The sequence below is a fragment of the Enterobacter adelaidei genome (assembly GCF_041937165.1).
Lineage (GTDB): Bacteria > Pseudomonadota > Gammaproteobacteria > Enterobacterales > Enterobacteriaceae > Enterobacter > Enterobacter adelaidei.
In genome coordinates this window covers 1,599,711-1,613,726 of record NZ_CP154353.1, presented here as the reverse complement: position 1 = coordinate 1,613,726, position 14,016 = coordinate 1,599,711, and the positions used below count along the sequence as shown (strand labels likewise).

17 protein-coding genes and 1 riboswitch are annotated in these 14,016 nt (G+C 59.1%); of the genes, 1 reads left to right on the top strand and 16 read right to left on the bottom strand.

Features of this window, described 5'->3' with window-relative positions:
• Positions 1–2: 2 nt before the first annotated feature.
• The 15 genes from AAHF05_RS07775 to AAHF05_RS07705 are packed head-to-tail and all read right to left on the bottom strand — an operon-like array spanning position 3 to position 11,782.
• Positions 3–680, bottom strand: a complete 678-nt coding sequence (locus AAHF05_RS07775) for an energy-coupling factor ABC transporter transmembrane protein (RefSeq protein ID WP_108090290.1) — start codon at positions 678–680, stop codon at positions 3–5.
• A complete protein-coding gene (locus AAHF05_RS07770; RefSeq protein WP_028019167.1) occupies positions 667–948 on the bottom strand; it encodes an energy-coupling factor ABC transporter substrate-binding protein in 282 nt (93 codons plus the stop codon). The genes AAHF05_RS07775 and AAHF05_RS07770 overlap by 14 nt, the downstream gene beginning before the upstream one ends.
• A gap of 1 nt (position 949) precedes the next feature.
• Positions 950–1,687 carry a cobalt ECF transporter S component CbiM gene (gene cbiM / locus AAHF05_RS07765; protein ID WP_128348122.1) on the bottom strand — a complete coding sequence of 246 codons (738 nt, stop codon included), beginning with the start codon at positions 1,685–1,687 and terminating at the stop codon, positions 950–952.
• Positions 1,684–2,397 (bottom strand): cobalt-factor II C(20)-methyltransferase, encoded by a 714-nt coding sequence (locus AAHF05_RS07760; protein ID WP_108090293.1) that lies wholly within the window; start codon positions 2,395–2,397, stop codon positions 1,684–1,686. The genes cbiM and AAHF05_RS07760 overlap by 4 nt, the downstream gene beginning before the upstream one ends.
• Positions 2,394–3,188, bottom strand: a complete 795-nt coding sequence (locus AAHF05_RS07755) for a sirohydrochlorin cobaltochelatase (RefSeq protein WP_129324440.1) — start codon at positions 3,186–3,188, stop codon at positions 2,394–2,396. The genes AAHF05_RS07760 and AAHF05_RS07755 overlap by 4 nt, the downstream gene beginning before the upstream one ends.
• Before the next feature lie 10 nt (positions 3,189–3,198).
• Complete coding sequence (locus tag AAHF05_RS07750) at positions 3,199–3,984, bottom strand: cobalt-precorrin-6A reductase (protein ID WP_129324439.1); 786 nt, start codon at positions 3,982–3,984, stop codon at positions 3,199–3,201.
• Positions 3,981–4,706, bottom strand: a complete 726-nt coding sequence (locus tag AAHF05_RS07745; protein WP_028019172.1) for a precorrin-3B C(17)-methyltransferase — start codon at positions 4,704–4,706, stop codon at positions 3,981–3,983. The genes AAHF05_RS07750 and AAHF05_RS07745 overlap by 4 nt, the downstream gene beginning before the upstream one ends.
• Complete coding sequence (gene cbiG, locus AAHF05_RS07740) at positions 4,706–5,761, bottom strand: cobalt-precorrin 5A hydrolase (RefSeq protein ID WP_129324438.1); 1,056 nt, start codon at positions 5,759–5,761, stop codon at positions 4,706–4,708. Before cbiG ends, AAHF05_RS07745 begins: the two co-directional genes overlap by 1 nt.
• Positions 5,742–6,515, bottom strand: coding sequence for a cobalt-precorrin-4 methyltransferase (locus AAHF05_RS07735; RefSeq protein WP_129324437.1), 774 nt, complete (start codon positions 6,513–6,515; stop codon positions 5,742–5,744). The genes cbiG and AAHF05_RS07735 overlap by 20 nt, the downstream gene beginning before the upstream one ends.
• Positions 6,508–7,077: a decarboxylating cobalt-precorrin-6B (C(15))-methyltransferase gene (locus AAHF05_RS07730; protein ID WP_129324436.1), complete on the bottom strand. Its 570-nt coding sequence runs from the start codon at positions 7,075–7,077 to the stop codon at positions 6,508–6,510. Before AAHF05_RS07730 ends, AAHF05_RS07735 begins: the two co-directional genes overlap by 8 nt.
• Positions 7,067–7,672 (bottom strand): cobalt-precorrin-7 (C(5))-methyltransferase, encoded by a 606-nt coding sequence (locus AAHF05_RS07725; RefSeq protein ID WP_129324435.1) that lies wholly within the window; start codon positions 7,670–7,672, stop codon positions 7,067–7,069. Before AAHF05_RS07725 ends, AAHF05_RS07730 begins: the two co-directional genes overlap by 11 nt.
• Entirely contained in the window at positions 7,666–8,805 is a 1,140-nt protein-coding gene (cbiD, locus tag AAHF05_RS07720) for a cobalt-precorrin-5B (C(1))-methyltransferase CbiD (protein ID WP_129324434.1), read from the bottom strand. The genes AAHF05_RS07725 and cbiD overlap by 7 nt, the downstream gene beginning before the upstream one ends.
• Positions 8,802–9,434, bottom strand: coding sequence for a cobalt-precorrin-8 methylmutase (locus AAHF05_RS07715; protein WP_049008368.1), 633 nt, complete (start codon positions 9,432–9,434; stop codon positions 8,802–8,804). The genes cbiD and AAHF05_RS07715 overlap by 4 nt, the downstream gene beginning before the upstream one ends.
• Positions 9,435–9,446: 12 nt before the next feature.
• Complete coding sequence (cbiB, locus tag AAHF05_RS07710) at positions 9,447–10,406, bottom strand: adenosylcobinamide-phosphate synthase CbiB (protein WP_129324433.1); 960 nt, start codon at positions 10,404–10,406, stop codon at positions 9,447–9,449.
• Positions 10,403–11,782, bottom strand: a complete 1,380-nt coding sequence (locus AAHF05_RS07705; protein WP_129324432.1) for a cobyrinate a,c-diamide synthase — start codon at positions 11,780–11,782, stop codon at positions 10,403–10,405. The genes cbiB and AAHF05_RS07705 overlap by 4 nt, the downstream gene beginning before the upstream one ends.
• Positions 11,783–11,881: 99 nt before the next feature.
• Positions 11,882–12,057: riboswitch (cobalamin riboswitch) on the bottom strand.
• A 452-nt stretch (positions 12,058–12,509) separates the two neighbouring features.
• On the opposite strand from AAHF05_RS07705, the gene AAHF05_RS07700 reads away from it, so the two are divergent.
• The gene (locus tag AAHF05_RS07700; protein WP_129324431.1) at positions 12,510–13,376 is read left to right on the top strand and encodes an L-threonine kinase; all 867 of its coding nucleotides are present in this window, start codon (positions 12,510–12,512) and stop codon (positions 13,374–13,376) included.
• Here the strand turns inward: AAHF05_RS07700 and AAHF05_RS07695 are convergent.
• Positions 13,368–14,015, bottom strand: a complete 648-nt coding sequence (locus AAHF05_RS07695) for a bifunctional precorrin-2 dehydrogenase/sirohydrochlorin ferrochelatase (protein ID WP_129324430.1) — start codon at positions 14,013–14,015, stop codon at positions 13,368–13,370. The genes AAHF05_RS07700 and AAHF05_RS07695 overlap by 9 nt on opposite strands.
• Position 14,016: the final 1 nt, after the last annotated feature.

The following is a 14,016-nucleotide window of genomic DNA, read 5'->3' as shown; positions in this document are numbered from 1 at the left end:
CCTTACAGGGGAAAATCACCCTGGTAGAGTTTAATATCCAGCGTGGTCGCCATCTGCTGATAGCGAATCAGCACCCGGGTAAACAGCAAACCGACCAGCATCGCCAGCGAGCGATAACTTTTTGGCAGGCTACGATAGCCAAAACGCAGCGTCTGCGCGCGGTGAATCGCCAGCGCTTCGTCTAACAGAATAAAAATAAAGCGCCAGGTCAGCAGGATCTGCTCGGTAAGCAGGCGCGGCACGCGCGCCCGCTTAAGCAGCACAATCAGCTGCGGAAACGGCAAGTTCAGCACCAGCCAGAAAGTTGCCGCCAGCGCGGTAAGGCTGCGCCAGAAGGTTTCATTCGCGGCGGTCAGCCCGGAAGCGGTTATCCCCAGCCAGTAATGCCCCACCGGAACGCTCATCGCCAGCGTATGCGGATCACGGGTGACGCTAAAGAGGATCGTCAGTACCCCGACCAGCAGAAAGCCAAACGGCAGCGACATCCAGCGACACCAGCGCCAGAAGGTCATCCGCAGCAGCCAGCAGGTCAGTCCCGCCGTCAGCGCCAGGACGATCCCCTGCCCCAGCGGCGGCAGCGCAAACGCCAGCGTCATCAGCGCCAGCCAGAGCAGAAACTTGCGTTCCGGCGCAACCTGAGCCCAGCGGCTCTGGTAGCTCAGCCTGTCAAGCCCGGTCATCACGGCGCTGTCTGCCTTTGGTGTAGCCCAAAATATAGAAAATCACCGCTGCGCCAATGGATCCCTGGAGCGTAAACAGCAGACTTTCAATTTCGCCGCTGGCGGGTTCATAGAGCGGCGTGAACCATGGCGTGTAATGAGGTGCCACAACCTGGATTTGATTTTCGGCTTCACCATCCGAGCCACCAAATTCGCCACCGTGATCGATAAAAAATGGCATTACGATCAGGGCGAGCACCATCGCCAACAGCATCAGTGTCTTTTTCATCTCAGTATCCTTGCACGGTAATCAGCCGACGTTTGGTCAACTGGTCATAAATCATGACGGTTAACAAGCCCTCCGCGATGGCAATGGGGATTTGCGTCAGGCAGAAAATGCCCATGAATTTCACCATCGAGCCCGCAGCGCCCGTCGCCGGGTCCGGGAACGCCGCGCCAAGCTGGACCGAGGTGACAAAATAGGTCACCAGATCCGCCAGCATGGCGCACAAAAAGACCCCGACATCACGGCGAAGCCCGGCACGGCAGGCCATCTTCCACACCATGTACCCGACAACCGGCCCAATCACCGCCATCGACATGCCGTTCGCACCGAGCGTGGTTAACCCGCCGTGCGCCAGCAGCAGCGCCTGAAACAGCAGCACGATGGCACCGAGAATGGCGACGACGCCCGGCCCGAACAGAATCACGGCGAGCCCCACGCCGGTCGGATGCGAGCAACTGCCGGTTACCGATGGGATCTTCAGCGCCGACAGCACGAAAATAAACGCCCCGCACAGCGCCAGCAGAACTTTCTGGTGATTATCCTCCTGCACGATACGACGCAGGCGCACCAGCCCGTACCACAGGCACGGTAAGAAGAGCAGCCACCACGCCAGCGCCCACATCGGCGGTAAAAACCCTTCCATGATATGCATCGCGAACGCCTGCTCCGGCACCACCATCAGCAATAGCGCCGCCGCCAGGCCACTTAATGACAGCTGTTTAAGCTGTTGTTCGAGTTTCATTGCGCATACTCCCACTGTTTGTTGACCAGAATGGTCGAGAAATAGGGTAACGGCTGGTCATCAGCAACCTCATCCAGATGCCGCCAGCACTGCTCGCCAGGGAGCGTGGCCTCTGACATCATCAGTGCACAGTTCAGCAGCCCGGCCTGCGTCAGTAGCGCTTTGATGCGCGCAAACCGGCCATAGACCTTCATCAGCACCAGACTGTCGTGTTGCTGCAGCGCCAGTGCAATTTCTGCTTCCGGCGCAGTACAGGAAATCACCGCCAGCGACTGCTGTTCCATCGCCAGCGGCATTTTTGAACGCGCGGCAATCGCGGCAAACGACGTCACGCCTGGCACAATCTCCAGCCAGTCCGGGCTGCCAATGCGCTGAAGTAAGAACACCCAGGTGCTGAACAGCATGGCATCACCAAGGGTGATAAAACCAACCTGTTTCCCGTCGTTCACCTCACGCACTAACGCGTCGGCCACCGCATCCCACACCGCCTCCTTTTCAGCACTGTCGGCGCTCATAGGAAAGTGGCAGCAGCGGATTTCGGTCTGTTCGCCGATAAACGCCCGGACGATAGAAAGCGCCAGGCTATCGCCGCCTTTGCGGCCCGCCGGGGCGTAGAGAATATCCAGCGAACCAAGGATCCGTGAGGCACGCACGGTGATAAGATCCGACGCGCCCGGCCCGGTACTCAGGGCGTACAGTTTGCCGCTCATGCCGCCTCCTCCAGCGCCATACTTAGCGCCTGCTGTAAATGGGCGACGAACATTGCGCGTACCGCCGGGTTTTCACCCAGCCCGCTCAGCCACGGCGTCGCCGGGATCCCGGCGGCGTTAAACAACGTCTTCCAGGAGTCCTCGTCATCAGAGGCCATATCGTTGATGGCGTGATCGCCGGCCACCAGCATCAGCGGCATCAGATGCACGGCGGTGACGCCTTCTTTACCGAGGCTCTCAATCAGGATGTCGACTTCCGGATAGCTCTCCACCGCGCCGACGCGGGCCGGGAAGCCCTGGGCCATCATCATGTGGTCGAGGCAGGCATAGGCCGCAAAGGCGTGATGGCTGGCGCCGTGGCCCATAAACACCACTTTTTCCTTTGCCCCAAGCGTCGGCATCTGCTGTTGCAACGCGCGCATCAGCTGCGCGTAATCGTCGTGGCTGCTCAGTAGCGGTACCCCCAGCGTCAGGCGGGTAAACAGCGGGCGCAGGCTCTGCACTTCACGGACGATTTTCTCGTACTCATCGCCGTTGATGATGTGCAGAGACTGAATCGCCACATCCTGATATCCCTGAGCCGCAAGCTTTTTCAGTGCCTGCAGCGGCGTGTCGATCTCAATGCCATCACGCTGTTTGAGCTTGCGAATGATCATCCCGGAGGTGAATGCCCGAAACAGCTCGCGGTCAGGGCAGCTTTCCGCCAGCGCGCGCTCGCACGCCACAATGTTCTTCTCGCAGGTATCGTGGTAGCTGGTACCAAAGCTGACCACCAGAAGCGCCTTTTTCATCTCTAACTCCTTAATCAGCGGCCAGCCAGCGCGCTAAACGCCCGGCGAATGCGGCCTGACTTTCCAGTAATTCCTCTCCCGTCACCAGCGGTGCCGGGCGTGTAATCACGATGCAGGGGATGCCCGCATCCAGACAGGGTTGAACCTTCTCCTGATAGCCACCCTCTGCGCCGGAGGCTTTGGTAATCATCACATCAGCCCGGCAATGACGATAAAATGCCGCGTTAAATTCAGCGCTGAAGGGCCCGCACATAGCGAAGATCTCGGTGACGCCAAAGCCAAACCCGGTGCATTGCTCAAGGACCTCGGACACTGGCAAAACCCGGGCCAGCAGCGTTTTCTCCGGCAGACCGGCGCACCAGCGCGCCAGATCTTTACTGCCGGTGGTCAACAGCACCCGTTCGCCCAGCCGCCGCGCGATCTCGCAGGCCTCTTCAATTCCCGGCACGCTGTAGAGCAGCGGATGCGTCAGCTCGCTGAGCTGTTCGGGGCGCTGATAGCGGCTAAGTAACACGCCCACCGTTTCACAGGCCGTCAGGATGTTGCGGCTGACCACCTCAGCGTAGGGATGCGAAGCGTCAATCACCCAGCGGGTCCTGTTTTCCGCCAGCCAGTCAACCATCTGTTGTGGCTCCAGGCGGCCACAGCGCACCTGACCGTTAATATCGCCCGCCAGCCGCTGCCCGGTGGGTGTTGCCACCGACAGGGTGTAGGCCACGCCCGCCGCATCCAGTTGCTGGCAGATCGCGCGGGCATCGCTGGTGCCGCCCATGACCAGCACGTCGCCATAGTTCACAGCACATAACCCCGGGGGGTGATCATCAGCCCCTCCTGAACGAAGGTGGCTTTATTTCCGACGATCACCAGGCTTGTCATATCGACCGGCTCAAAGTCCATATCGCCCAGGGTGGTCAGCCACTTCTCCTGCTTTTTACGCCCGGCAGACTTCACTACCCCTACCGGCGTTTGCGGGCTTTTGCTGGCGGACAGCAGCTCAAACGCCCGTGCCAGATGGCCCTCGCGACCCCGGCTGCGCGGGTTATAGAAACAGATGACAAAGTCCGCCTCTCCCGCAGCGACAATACGTTTTTCGATGACCGGCCACGGCGTCAGCAGATCGCTTAAGCTGATGTGGCAAAAATCGTGCATCAGCGGTGCGCCAAGCAGAGATGCGGCGGCGATACTGGCTGTCATTCCGGGGATCAGGCGAACCTCAACGTCCAGTTTCTGTTTGCTGACCAACTCCAGCACCAGCCCCGCCATCCCATAAATCCCGGCATCGCCGCTGCTGATAAGCGCGACGTTATGCCCGGCCTGCGCCAGCTCGATCGCCGCCTGACAGCGTTCAATCTCTTTGCACATACCGGTTTTGATCACCTGTTTGTCGCCGGTGAAGGCCTTCACCAGATGGGTGTAGGTTTTGTAGCCAACGATGATTTCTGCCGCCTGCAGCGCGTCTACAGCTTCCATGGTCATCATGGCCTGCGAGCCAGGGCCGATTCCAATTACGGTTAACATCAGTGTGAAACTCCCAAAGTGATAGTGACGCCCTGTTCGCGCAGGGTTTCGCCTCGTAGTTGCCCATGGCTCAGCAGCCACGCTGCCGGACCAGAGACGCTCCCCACTCCAACCGTCTGGCGTACAAACGGTGAGGCCGGAAAGCGATGTTCGTGCTCACGCAGCGCGTCAGCGGTAAAGGTTTCAAACGGCACACCCCAGCAGGCGGCAAGCTGGAGCAGGCCCGCTTCGTCTTTTTTAAGGGAGACGCTGCCAATCGCTTTTAGGGCCAGCGGGTCGAACCGTTGCGCCTCAAGCTGACGCGCCAGCAGCGTCGCCAGCAGCGGAAACGGCGTGTCGCGCCGACAGCCGATGCCCGCCACGACCCGCTGAGGGACCAGCTTCCAGTGCGGCAATGGCAGTTCCGGCAGCGTGTTTCGCAGCGTAATACACACCAGCGCATCCAGTTCCGGCAGGTGCTGCAGGTTGCTCACGGTGATAAACCCGCGCCGATCGCATTGACTGACGTCGTCATCGAGTTCCGCATCCCACCACAGCCCTACCCGCTGGTGGCTCACCAGCATCTGGTTGACGATTTTTACCGTCGCCCGGAAATCGCTCATTCGGGCGTTCAGCTGAAAGGCCAGGGTATCCAGCGCGGCCATCTCGTTGACGTCCGTGGCGGTGGTAATCACCGGGTCAGCCCCCAGTATTCCCGCCAGGTGGCGGGTTAACGCATTCGCACCACCAGCATGGCCGGAAAGCAGGCTAATCACGTGCTGCCCGCGTTCATCGATCACCACCACCGCCGGGTCGCTCAGTTTGTCGTGGATTAACGGTGCCAGGACGCGCACCGCAATGCCGGTTGCGCCGATAAAAATCAGCGACGGGTAGCGCATGAACGCCTCGCGAACCGCCGGGGCAAAGCCGCCGTCGAAGGGAACAAAGCCCTCTTCCTGCAAACGCTCGCTGGTAAAGCAGGTTACCGGCAGCATCGCCGCCAGCCGCTTCGCCAGCCGCACGCCGCCCGGGGTCAGGCAAAAAAGCGCGATGGACTCAGGCTTTACGGTATTCATGGCTAAAATCCGCGGCATAGAGTTTTGAGTAGTGATACTCCTCGCCCAGGAATTTCCCGACCAGAATGAGCGCCGTTTTGCGGATCCCCGCCTCGCGTACCTTGTCGGCGATGTCCGCCAGCGTGCCGCGTACGGTCTGGCTTTCCGGCCAGGTCGCTTTATAAATGACGGCAACGGGCGTGGTGTCTGGATAACCGCCTTCAATCAGACGTTCCGCCACCCGATGAATACGCTGGACCGAAAGATAAATCGCCATTGAGGTCTGATGGCTGGCAAATGACTCCAGCTGTTCACGCTCCGGCACCGGCGTACGACCTTCGAGGCGGGTAATAATCAGGCTCTGCGAGACTTCAGGCACGGTGTACTCCACCCCAAGCTCCGCCACGGCGCCGAGGAAAGCGCTGACGCCGGGCACCACCTGCCAGGCGATTCCGCGTTTGGTCAACTCTTCACCCTGTTCCCGGACGGAGCCGTAGAGGGAGACATCACCGGTCTGTAAACGCACCACCGTTTTTCCGGCCATTACGCCCGCCGCCATCAGGTCGATTATCTGTTCTAAATGGAGTTCCGCGCTGTCGTGGCATTCGGCTCCCTGTGGGCAATAGGCCAACAGTTCGGTATTGATAAGCGAGCCGGCATAGATGACCACCTGCGCCTGCTGCAGCAGCCGGTATCCCTTGAGCGTAATGAGCTCTCGATCGCCGGGACCAGCACCGACAAACCACACGCAACGGGAATCAAACGTCTCAGACATGGTGTTCTTCCTTCTGACAGGCGATAACAAAAACGGGATTGTTCGGTTTGAAATAGTGGCCGCTGCCAAGCGGGGCCAGTGCGGAGACCTGCATTTGCAGGCAATCAATGTCCTGCGCGCCGATCTGCTGCAGATGGGCCAGCGCGGTTGTGAGGTTTTCCATCAGGATAAACGTCATCACCAGACGTCCGCCTGGATGTAACTGGCGCATGGACCAGTCAATAAGCGATGTCAGATGGCCACCGCTGCCGCCCATAAATACCGCATCGGCCTTATCCGCCACCGGCAACGGCGCTACGCCCGGCAAAATAGCGATATTGCGACAGGCAAAATGCTGGCGATTTTCTGCAAGCAGCTGCAGAGCCGCAGGGTTACGTTCAATGGCCGTCACGCGCAGCGAGGGAAACTGCAGCGCCGCCTCTATCGACACGCTCCCTGTCCCCGCGCCGACATCAATCAGGTGGCTGGCGCGGTGCAGCGCAAGCTTTGCGATGGCCAGGGCGCGTACCGCCTCTTTGGTCATCGGCACCGTTTCGCCGCGCAAAAACAGTTCATCTTTCATCGAGGATCACCACTGCATTCATTTCATAGTCGGCACTGACCTCACTGACGGGCAGCCAGTGGATCCGTTCGTTTTCCATTGCCAGGTTTTCACCAATCACCATCCAGCGATGGCCCTTACCGCGTGCCACCAGCTGAGCGGCAATCTCTTTCGGCCCGTACTGGCTATCGGTGACCATCGCCACTTTGCGATGCCGTGCCAGTTCGTCCACATTCACGCTGCGACCATGGCTGCTGGTGAGCCACATCTCATTCATATCAATGCCCGCCTGCGCACACAGGTACTGCACCGCGCTAATGCCGGGAATAATCTGCACGCGCGCAATACCGAAATGCGCCACCATTCGCGATCCGATGCCGTAAAACAGCGGATCGCCGGAGGCGACAATCACCACCTTTTTCGCCTGACGCGCCTCTATCCAGGCCAGCAGCGCCGGAATGTTAGCGCCCAGGACAAACGTCTCGCCGCAAAACGCCGGGAACTGCAGCAGATGACGTTTTCCGCCGACCAGCGCATCGGCACACTCAATGGCTTCACGCGCAGCGGGAGTCATCAGATGCAATCCCGCAGGCCCCATTCCCACGACCGTTAGCATTGCAGCTCCCGGGCAATCGCCTCGACCGGGCGGTTGCTACCCAGCACCTGGTTATCAAAGGAAAACAGAATGGCATCACAGGTCGGCGGAGTTTTGGTAAAGCGCAGCATCTGCATCACACGCAGGCAGATACGTTTGGCGAGGTGGCTGTAAATAGGCTGAAAACCCCAGGTTTCGATATGCTCCATCGCCGCCTCGGTGGTATCGCAATCGCTGACGAGGGTCAGTAACTCCAGCGGCGCGCCGAGCAGCGCCAGATGCGCCACCAGCGTTTCCATGCGCGCATCGGCGATATGGCTGTGGGTGTGGAAAATCCCGGCGGCAATTTTGATGAGCTTGCCGGGATGGCCGACCAGCACTATCTGGCGAAATCCCAGCCGCACCGCCTCTTCGATCATGTAGCCGACAAAGTTGCTCATGGTGACCACGACATCTTCATCAATGCCCATCTGCTCGCGCACAAAACGCTCGCCATGATTGCCCGGCACCAGCACGACCCGTTCCAGCCCCGCCGCACGTTTAATCTCCAGCTCAAGAGAGAGCGAGCGTTTCCAGCTCTCCTCTGACATCGGTGTGACAATACCGGTGGTCCCGATGATCGAAATCCCGCCCAGGATCCCGAGGCGTGAGTTGTAGGTTTTCTGCGCCCGCGCTTCACCTTCAGGCGCAAAGATCTCAACGTCAGCCCCGCGCGTCGGGCCAATCGCCTCGCGCACTGCGGACTCAATGGTGTGACGCGGCGTGCGGTTGATCGCCGCACTGCCGATGGGCAGGCCAATTCCTTTACGCGTGACGGTCCCCACGCCTTCGCCACCCGAAAGCGTAATCTCGCCGCTGTCGTTGAGCATCACGCGGGCGAAAATCAGCATGCCGTGTGTGGCGTCGACGTCATCACCCCCGTCTTTGCGGATGGCCGCAATCGCCTGCTGACCTTCAATGTGCGGCGACTCCACGTTCAGACATAGCGTGACGCCGGAAGGGGTCACAATGGAGATCTGATGAATAAGATGCTGGCGCAGCACCATCAGTGCGGCGACTTTCGCTGCCGCGGTCGCGCAGGAACCGGTGGTGTAGCCTTTACGTAACGCCTTCCCGTTATGCCATACCGGGGCATCGAAGGTTGAATCGCTCATCGCGCCCCCTGCAGGTAATAGAGCATGGCGTTCACAATCGCCGCCGCCACATTGCTGCCGCCTTTGCGCCCAAGGGCCGCAATCGCGGGCAAATTGCTGTGCGTCAGCGCCTCTTTCGATTCCGCCGCCCCTACAAAACCCACCGGAACACCCACCACGCCGCTGACAGCAACATCATGCTCAAGCAGGCGAAACAGCGCCGTTGGCGCATTGCCAAAGACGAAGACCTTCTCGCTCTCTTCCGTCACCGCGATATCCACCGCCGCCATCGAGCGGGTTATTCCCTGCGCTTTCGCCTGCGCCACCACCCGCGGATCGCTGATATAGCAGCGACATTCACCCCCGAATGTCGCCAGCAGCGTTTTGTTGATCCCGGAGAGCGCCATCGTGGTATCGGTATAGATAACTGACGGGCGACGGAGCGCCGCGCAAAGCTGTTCCAGCGCATCATCTGAAAACCAGAGAATATCCAGCCAGTCAAAATCTGCGGTGGTATGGATCACCCGCTTGACGATCGCCTCATGCAGCGGGCTGGCAAACCGGTATTCCGGCCGCGTTTCGCGAATGATTTCGCCAATGATGTCGAAACTTTTGGCTTCAATCGCCTGGGGTTGCTGGATGTATTGCATTGTCTCTTGTCCTCAGGCCACGCCAACCATCAACCAGCGTGCTGCGATAAACAGCGCCAGCGCCAGGGTGGAGGAAACCCACATCAGTCGAATCGTTCGGGAAATGTCGTCTACCGCAATCGGGCGCTGCGCGTCGCCAATCCACGGCTTTTCTACGCGCTGACCAAAATAGTCGTTGGGTCCGCCAAGCCGGATGCCCAGCGCGCCGGCGACCGTCGCTTCTGCCCACGCGCAGTTGGGGCTGCTGTGGTTGTAGCGGTCGCGCCAGCCGACGCGCAGCGCGCGGGAGAAATCGTCACGGCATAGCCACGCCGCGATGCTCAGCAGAAGCCAGCTCAGACGAGCGGGGATATAGTTCGCCAGGTCATCCATACGGGCGCTGACCATGCCGATCGCACGGTATTTTTCGTGCTTGTAGCCCACCATTGAATCGAGGGTATTCACCGCCTTATAGGCCATCGCCAGTGGCGCACCGCCCAGCATGAGGAAAAACAGTGGGGCGATAACGCCATCGACCGTGTTCTCCGCGACGGTCTCCACCACCGCCCGGTTGATCTGTTCCGGCTGAAGTTGAGACGTATCGCGTCCCACTATCCAGGAGAGTTTTTCGCGGCTTTCATCAAGGTCGCCCGCTCGCAGAGGACGTTCAACGTCCCGTGCAGCGTTTGCCAGGCAGCGCCCGGCCAGCACGGTAAACATCATCCACACTTCAATCGCCCAGCCCAGCCAGGGATGAACCATCCGTCCGAGCGCCAGTACGCCCCAGGATATGCCCCAGGTCAGCCCCACTACCGCCAGCCACATGACGCCGCCGCCAACGCGTAGCGCCGTGTCGCTATGACAGCAGCGGCGAATACTCCGCTGCATCGCATTGATCAGGTTGCCTATCCAGCGCACCGGATGCGGCCAGTTTTGCGGGTCGCCGATAGTGACATCGAGCAGCCACGCGACGCACCAGGCCAGCAGGGTCATAGCGCCCCCCTCGCCGCCGTCAGCCAGCGGTTGAGCATCATGGGGCGTTGGGCAAAGTGGAGGTGCAGGTAGCTTGCGAACGTGTTGCCAACCTGCCAACCGCCCGCCCACTCCTGCATCGTTACGCCATCGCGTACTTTGCGACACGCCAGTACCGCGGGGGTTTGGGGAGAGAAGTCGGAATAGTGAAACTCATGCCCACGCAGCACCTCTCCGCTATCGGCCAGCAGCGTGGGCTGGCGCGCCTGCGCCTCACAATAGCCAAAACGGGTCAGCCGTTTACCCATCCTGCTGTGGCCAGGGATAACATTGGCCATCCGGTGGATGACCCCCTCGCTATCTTCGAGCGTGCTGCCGAGATACATCAGCCCACCACATTCGGCGTAAATCGCTACGCCTCGCCGGTGCGCCTCCCGCAGGCTGGCAAGCATCGTGGTGTTTTCCGCAAGCCGTGCCGCGTACAGCTCCGGGTAACCGCCCCCAAGCCAGACCATCTGGCAGTCAGGTAAATGGGTATCGCGCAGCGGGCTAAAGCGGATAATGTCGACCCCGGTACGTTCGAGCAGCGTGATGTTATCCGCGTAATAGAAGTTGAAGGCCTCGTCATCGGCCATCGCGAGCGTCAACCCGCGCCCGGCGTCCCCGTCAGGGAGCGCGGGCCAGGAGCCCTGCGGCAGCGACGCCATCTGGCTGAGCGCGAGAAGTTGCCCGATGTCCAGCGTACGTTCGAGAATGGCGGAAAAATTCTGCCAGGTCTGCAGGTCCGCGACCGACTCCCGGGCGGTGACCAGTCCCAGATGGCGCTCGGGCAAACCGACGCCTTCAACGCGGGGTACATAACCCAGGACGGGTACCGTGCAGTAGTGTTCAATTGCCGTTTTGAGCAACTGATAATGTGGTTCGCTGTTGACGCGATTGACAATCACCCCAGCAATATTGAGGGTGGGATCAAATCGCTGAAAGCCCATCACCGTGGCGGCAATTGAGGTCGAGACCGCCTTGCCATCCACCAGCAGAATCACCGGGCAGCCCAGCTGTTTTGCCATCGCGGCGGTGCTGCAATAGTTCGGGTCGGTGCCGTAGCCGTCATACAGCCCCATCACACCTTCAATCACCGCGATATCCGCCTGCTGCATATGCTCGCAGAACAGCGCGTTGAGTATCGGCTCAGGAAGCATGAAGCTGTCGAGGTTGCGGGAGGACGTACCGCTGACTTTGGTATGCCAGCCGGTATCAAGGTAGTCAGGGCCCACTTTATATGGCTGGACGCGTAACCCACGCTGTTTTAACAGACTCAACAGGCCTAGCGTCACCGTGGTTTTACCACAACCGCTTCCGGTACCTGCAAGAACAAACGCGTACTGCTTTGCCGCCATGGCCCTGATCCTGTCCAGGGTGGTCGGGAGGTATAGATACACGTAACCCCAGTCTTTCGACTGTATGATGCATCAGTACAACCCACTTCCCACCGAAGTTGTTGAACGTTCCCGACAGGCAGGTCTTCTGGCTTAGCGTCTTCCTCGCCCGTCCTTCCCAATCTCACGATCAGTGGTCATTACGGGGTCGTCAGCATCACAGCAGCGGGGGCTGCGGGGGATTATCACCCCCTTCCCTACCACAAATGTGGCAAACCGGTCGGCTTACATAATGAGAAAATAGCGCGTTATAAAACAGCAATGCTATTTACGGCGTTTCACTTCACCTTAGGCAAATACTTAACCGTAATGAAATACACGCTAAGTAAAATGTGGCGCCAGAATAATTGACGCCTTCCTCAATAACTCAACGTTTTATCACAAAAAATTAAAAGCAAAGATAATTACGCTTAAAATCTCAATATTTATTGCGCTATGACAAGTTATTGCACCACTTGATATTTTTTCATTTTATCGTGATCAAAATTCATTAAGGCATTAAAACCTGGCTATCACATAATATTGCTATTCAACGTAAGTTCGTGTGGCTTTATTGATGCGTTACGTATTCAGCAGAATCGCAGAATAATATGTAGATTATCCAGGCGGGAATTTGCGGTATATCAAGGTACGAGGGATATCCTCATGACACTATGCTTCAGAATTTGCAGACCAGAAAGGTGGAAACGTGGCTGTTGCGCAATGCCCCGCGTCATGCGGTGAGCTTATCCAGGGCTGGATTTTGGGCAGTGAGAAACTGGTCTCCTGCCCTGTCGAATGGTACAGCACGGTTGAGGTGAGCTACGGCTCAGCCCTGGCGGATGAACGCCCGCTGTCGCGCGCGATGGTCGAGCGGTTATTGCAGCACTGGCACTACCCGGCGCAGTTGAGCCAGGATATCCGCATTGATGTGCATTCGACCATCCCGATTGCCAAAGGGATGGCCAGCAGCACCGCAGATATTGCCGCCACCGCCGTCGCCACCGCCCACCATCTGGGGCATCAGCTTGACGAAAGCACACTGGCAACGCTTTGCGTTTCGCTCGAACCCACCGACAGTACCGTGTTTCGCCAGTTGACCCTTTTCGATCATAACGACGCCTCCACGCAGATTGCCTGCGACGCCCAGCCCAATCTCGATCTGCTTGTTCTCGAAAGTCCGCAAACGCTGCGCACGGCAGATTACCACCGCATCCCGCGTCAGGCGGGGTTATATGTCGGTGCGCCAGCGCTGAAACGCGCATGGGAGAAAGTACAGGAATCCTGTATGACGCAAAACCCTTACCGGATGGGAGAAGCGGCAACCCTCAGCGCCATCGCCAGCCAGACGCTGTTGCCTAAACCGGATTTTGACGCACTGCTCTCACTGGTGGAGGAGTGCGGTATCTACGGGGTGAACGTGGCGCACAGCGGCAGCGTCGTGGGGCTGATGCTGGACAGAAATAAAGACGATGTCGATTATGTGAAATGGCTGTTAGCGAAAAAACAGCTCACCCGCCACTGGCCTGAACAACACCTGCTGCGGATGGTAAAAGGCGGCGTGACGCTACTCTGACAGCAACTTGTGCTGAATGAGCCACTCGACCTGCTGCTTAACCTCTTGCTCGTGTTCCTGCGCTAAAGCCTCTTGCAGCGGAACATGCCGGAAAAACGCGTCCCAAAATGCACGCTTGCGCTCCCGATCACTGCACGCGCTATTTACCCTTTCACGCAGCGCCCCCGCCAGCCGCACGCTTTCCCGCATGCCAGGGGGAAGATGGGCTGCGACATGCGCTTTGAGGATCTTGCTGTACACCGGCGCATTGCCCCCGCAGCTCAGCGCAATAATGATCGGCGAATGGTCAATAATGGCCGGCGAGATAAAGGTGGCAGCAGAAGGGTCGTCTGCGACATTGCAAAACAGACGCTCCGCGCTGGCGTCCCTGGCGACCTGACGGTTCACCTGCGGATCGCTGGTTGCGGCAATAACCAGCCAGCATGATTGCAGATACTGCGGCGCAAACGTCGCCGGGACCCACTCGATGTCACCGCACGCGTGCAGGCTGGCGAGTTCCGGCGTCAGGGTAGGCGCAACCAGACGCAGCTCTGCCCCGGCAGCCAGTAGCCCCTTTGCCTTATGCGTCGCCACCTGCCCACCACCGACGATCAGGCAGCGTTTACCCTTCAGATTGCAAAAAATCGGGAAATAGTCCATC

Coding starts and splice junctions, on each gene's coding strand:
- AAHF05_RS07730 (WP_129324436.1), bottom strand. CDS start 7,077: ATGAAAGATGAACTGTTTTTGCGCGGCGAAACGGTGCCGATGACCAAA.
- AAHF05_RS07755 (WP_129324440.1), bottom strand. CDS start 3,188: ATGAAAAAGGCGCTTCTGGTGGTCAGCTTTGGTACCAGCTACCACGAT.
- AAHF05_RS07735 (WP_129324437.1), bottom strand. CDS start 6,515: ATGTCTGAGACGTTTGATTCCCGTTGCGTGTGGTTTGTCGGTGCTGGT.
- AAHF05_RS07695 (WP_129324430.1), bottom strand. CDS start 14,015: ATGGACTATTTCCCGATTTTTTGCAATCTGAAGGGTAAACGCTGCCTG.
- AAHF05_RS07705 (WP_129324432.1), bottom strand. CDS start 11,782: ATGGCGGCAAAGCAGTACGCGTTTGTTCTTGCAGGTACCGGAAGCGGT.
- cbiB (WP_129324433.1), bottom strand. CDS start 10,406: ATGACCCTGCTGGCCTGGTGCGTCGCGTGGCTGCTCGATGTCACTATC.
- cbiM (WP_128348122.1), bottom strand. CDS start 1,687: ATGAAACTCGAACAACAGCTTAAACAGCTGTCATTAAGTGGCCTGGCG.
- cbiG (WP_129324438.1), bottom strand. CDS start 5,761: ATGAATACCGTAAAGCCTGAGTCCATCGCGCTTTTTTGCCTGACCCCG.
- AAHF05_RS07745 (WP_028019172.1), bottom strand. CDS start 4,706: ATGTTAACCGTAATTGGAATCGGCCCTGGCTCGCAGGCCATGATGACC.
- AAHF05_RS07775 (WP_108090290.1), bottom strand. CDS start 680: ATGACCGGGCTTGACAGGCTGAGCTACCAGAGCCGCTGGGCTCAGGTT.
- cbiD (WP_129324434.1), bottom strand. CDS start 8,805: ATGAGCGATTCAACCTTCGATGCCCCGGTATGGCATAACGGGAAGGCG.
- AAHF05_RS07770 (WP_028019167.1), bottom strand. CDS start 948: ATGAAAAAGACACTGATGCTGTTGGCGATGGTGCTCGCCCTGATCGTA.
- AAHF05_RS07725 (WP_129324435.1), bottom strand. CDS start 7,672: ATGCTAACGGTCGTGGGAATGGGGCCTGCGGGATTGCATCTGATGACT.
- AAHF05_RS07760 (WP_108090293.1), bottom strand. CDS start 2,397: ATGAGCGGCAAACTGTACGCCCTGAGTACCGGGCCGGGCGCGTCGGAT.
- AAHF05_RS07715 (WP_049008368.1), bottom strand. CDS start 9,434: ATGCAATACATCCAGCAACCCCAGGCGATTGAAGCCAAAAGTTTCGAC.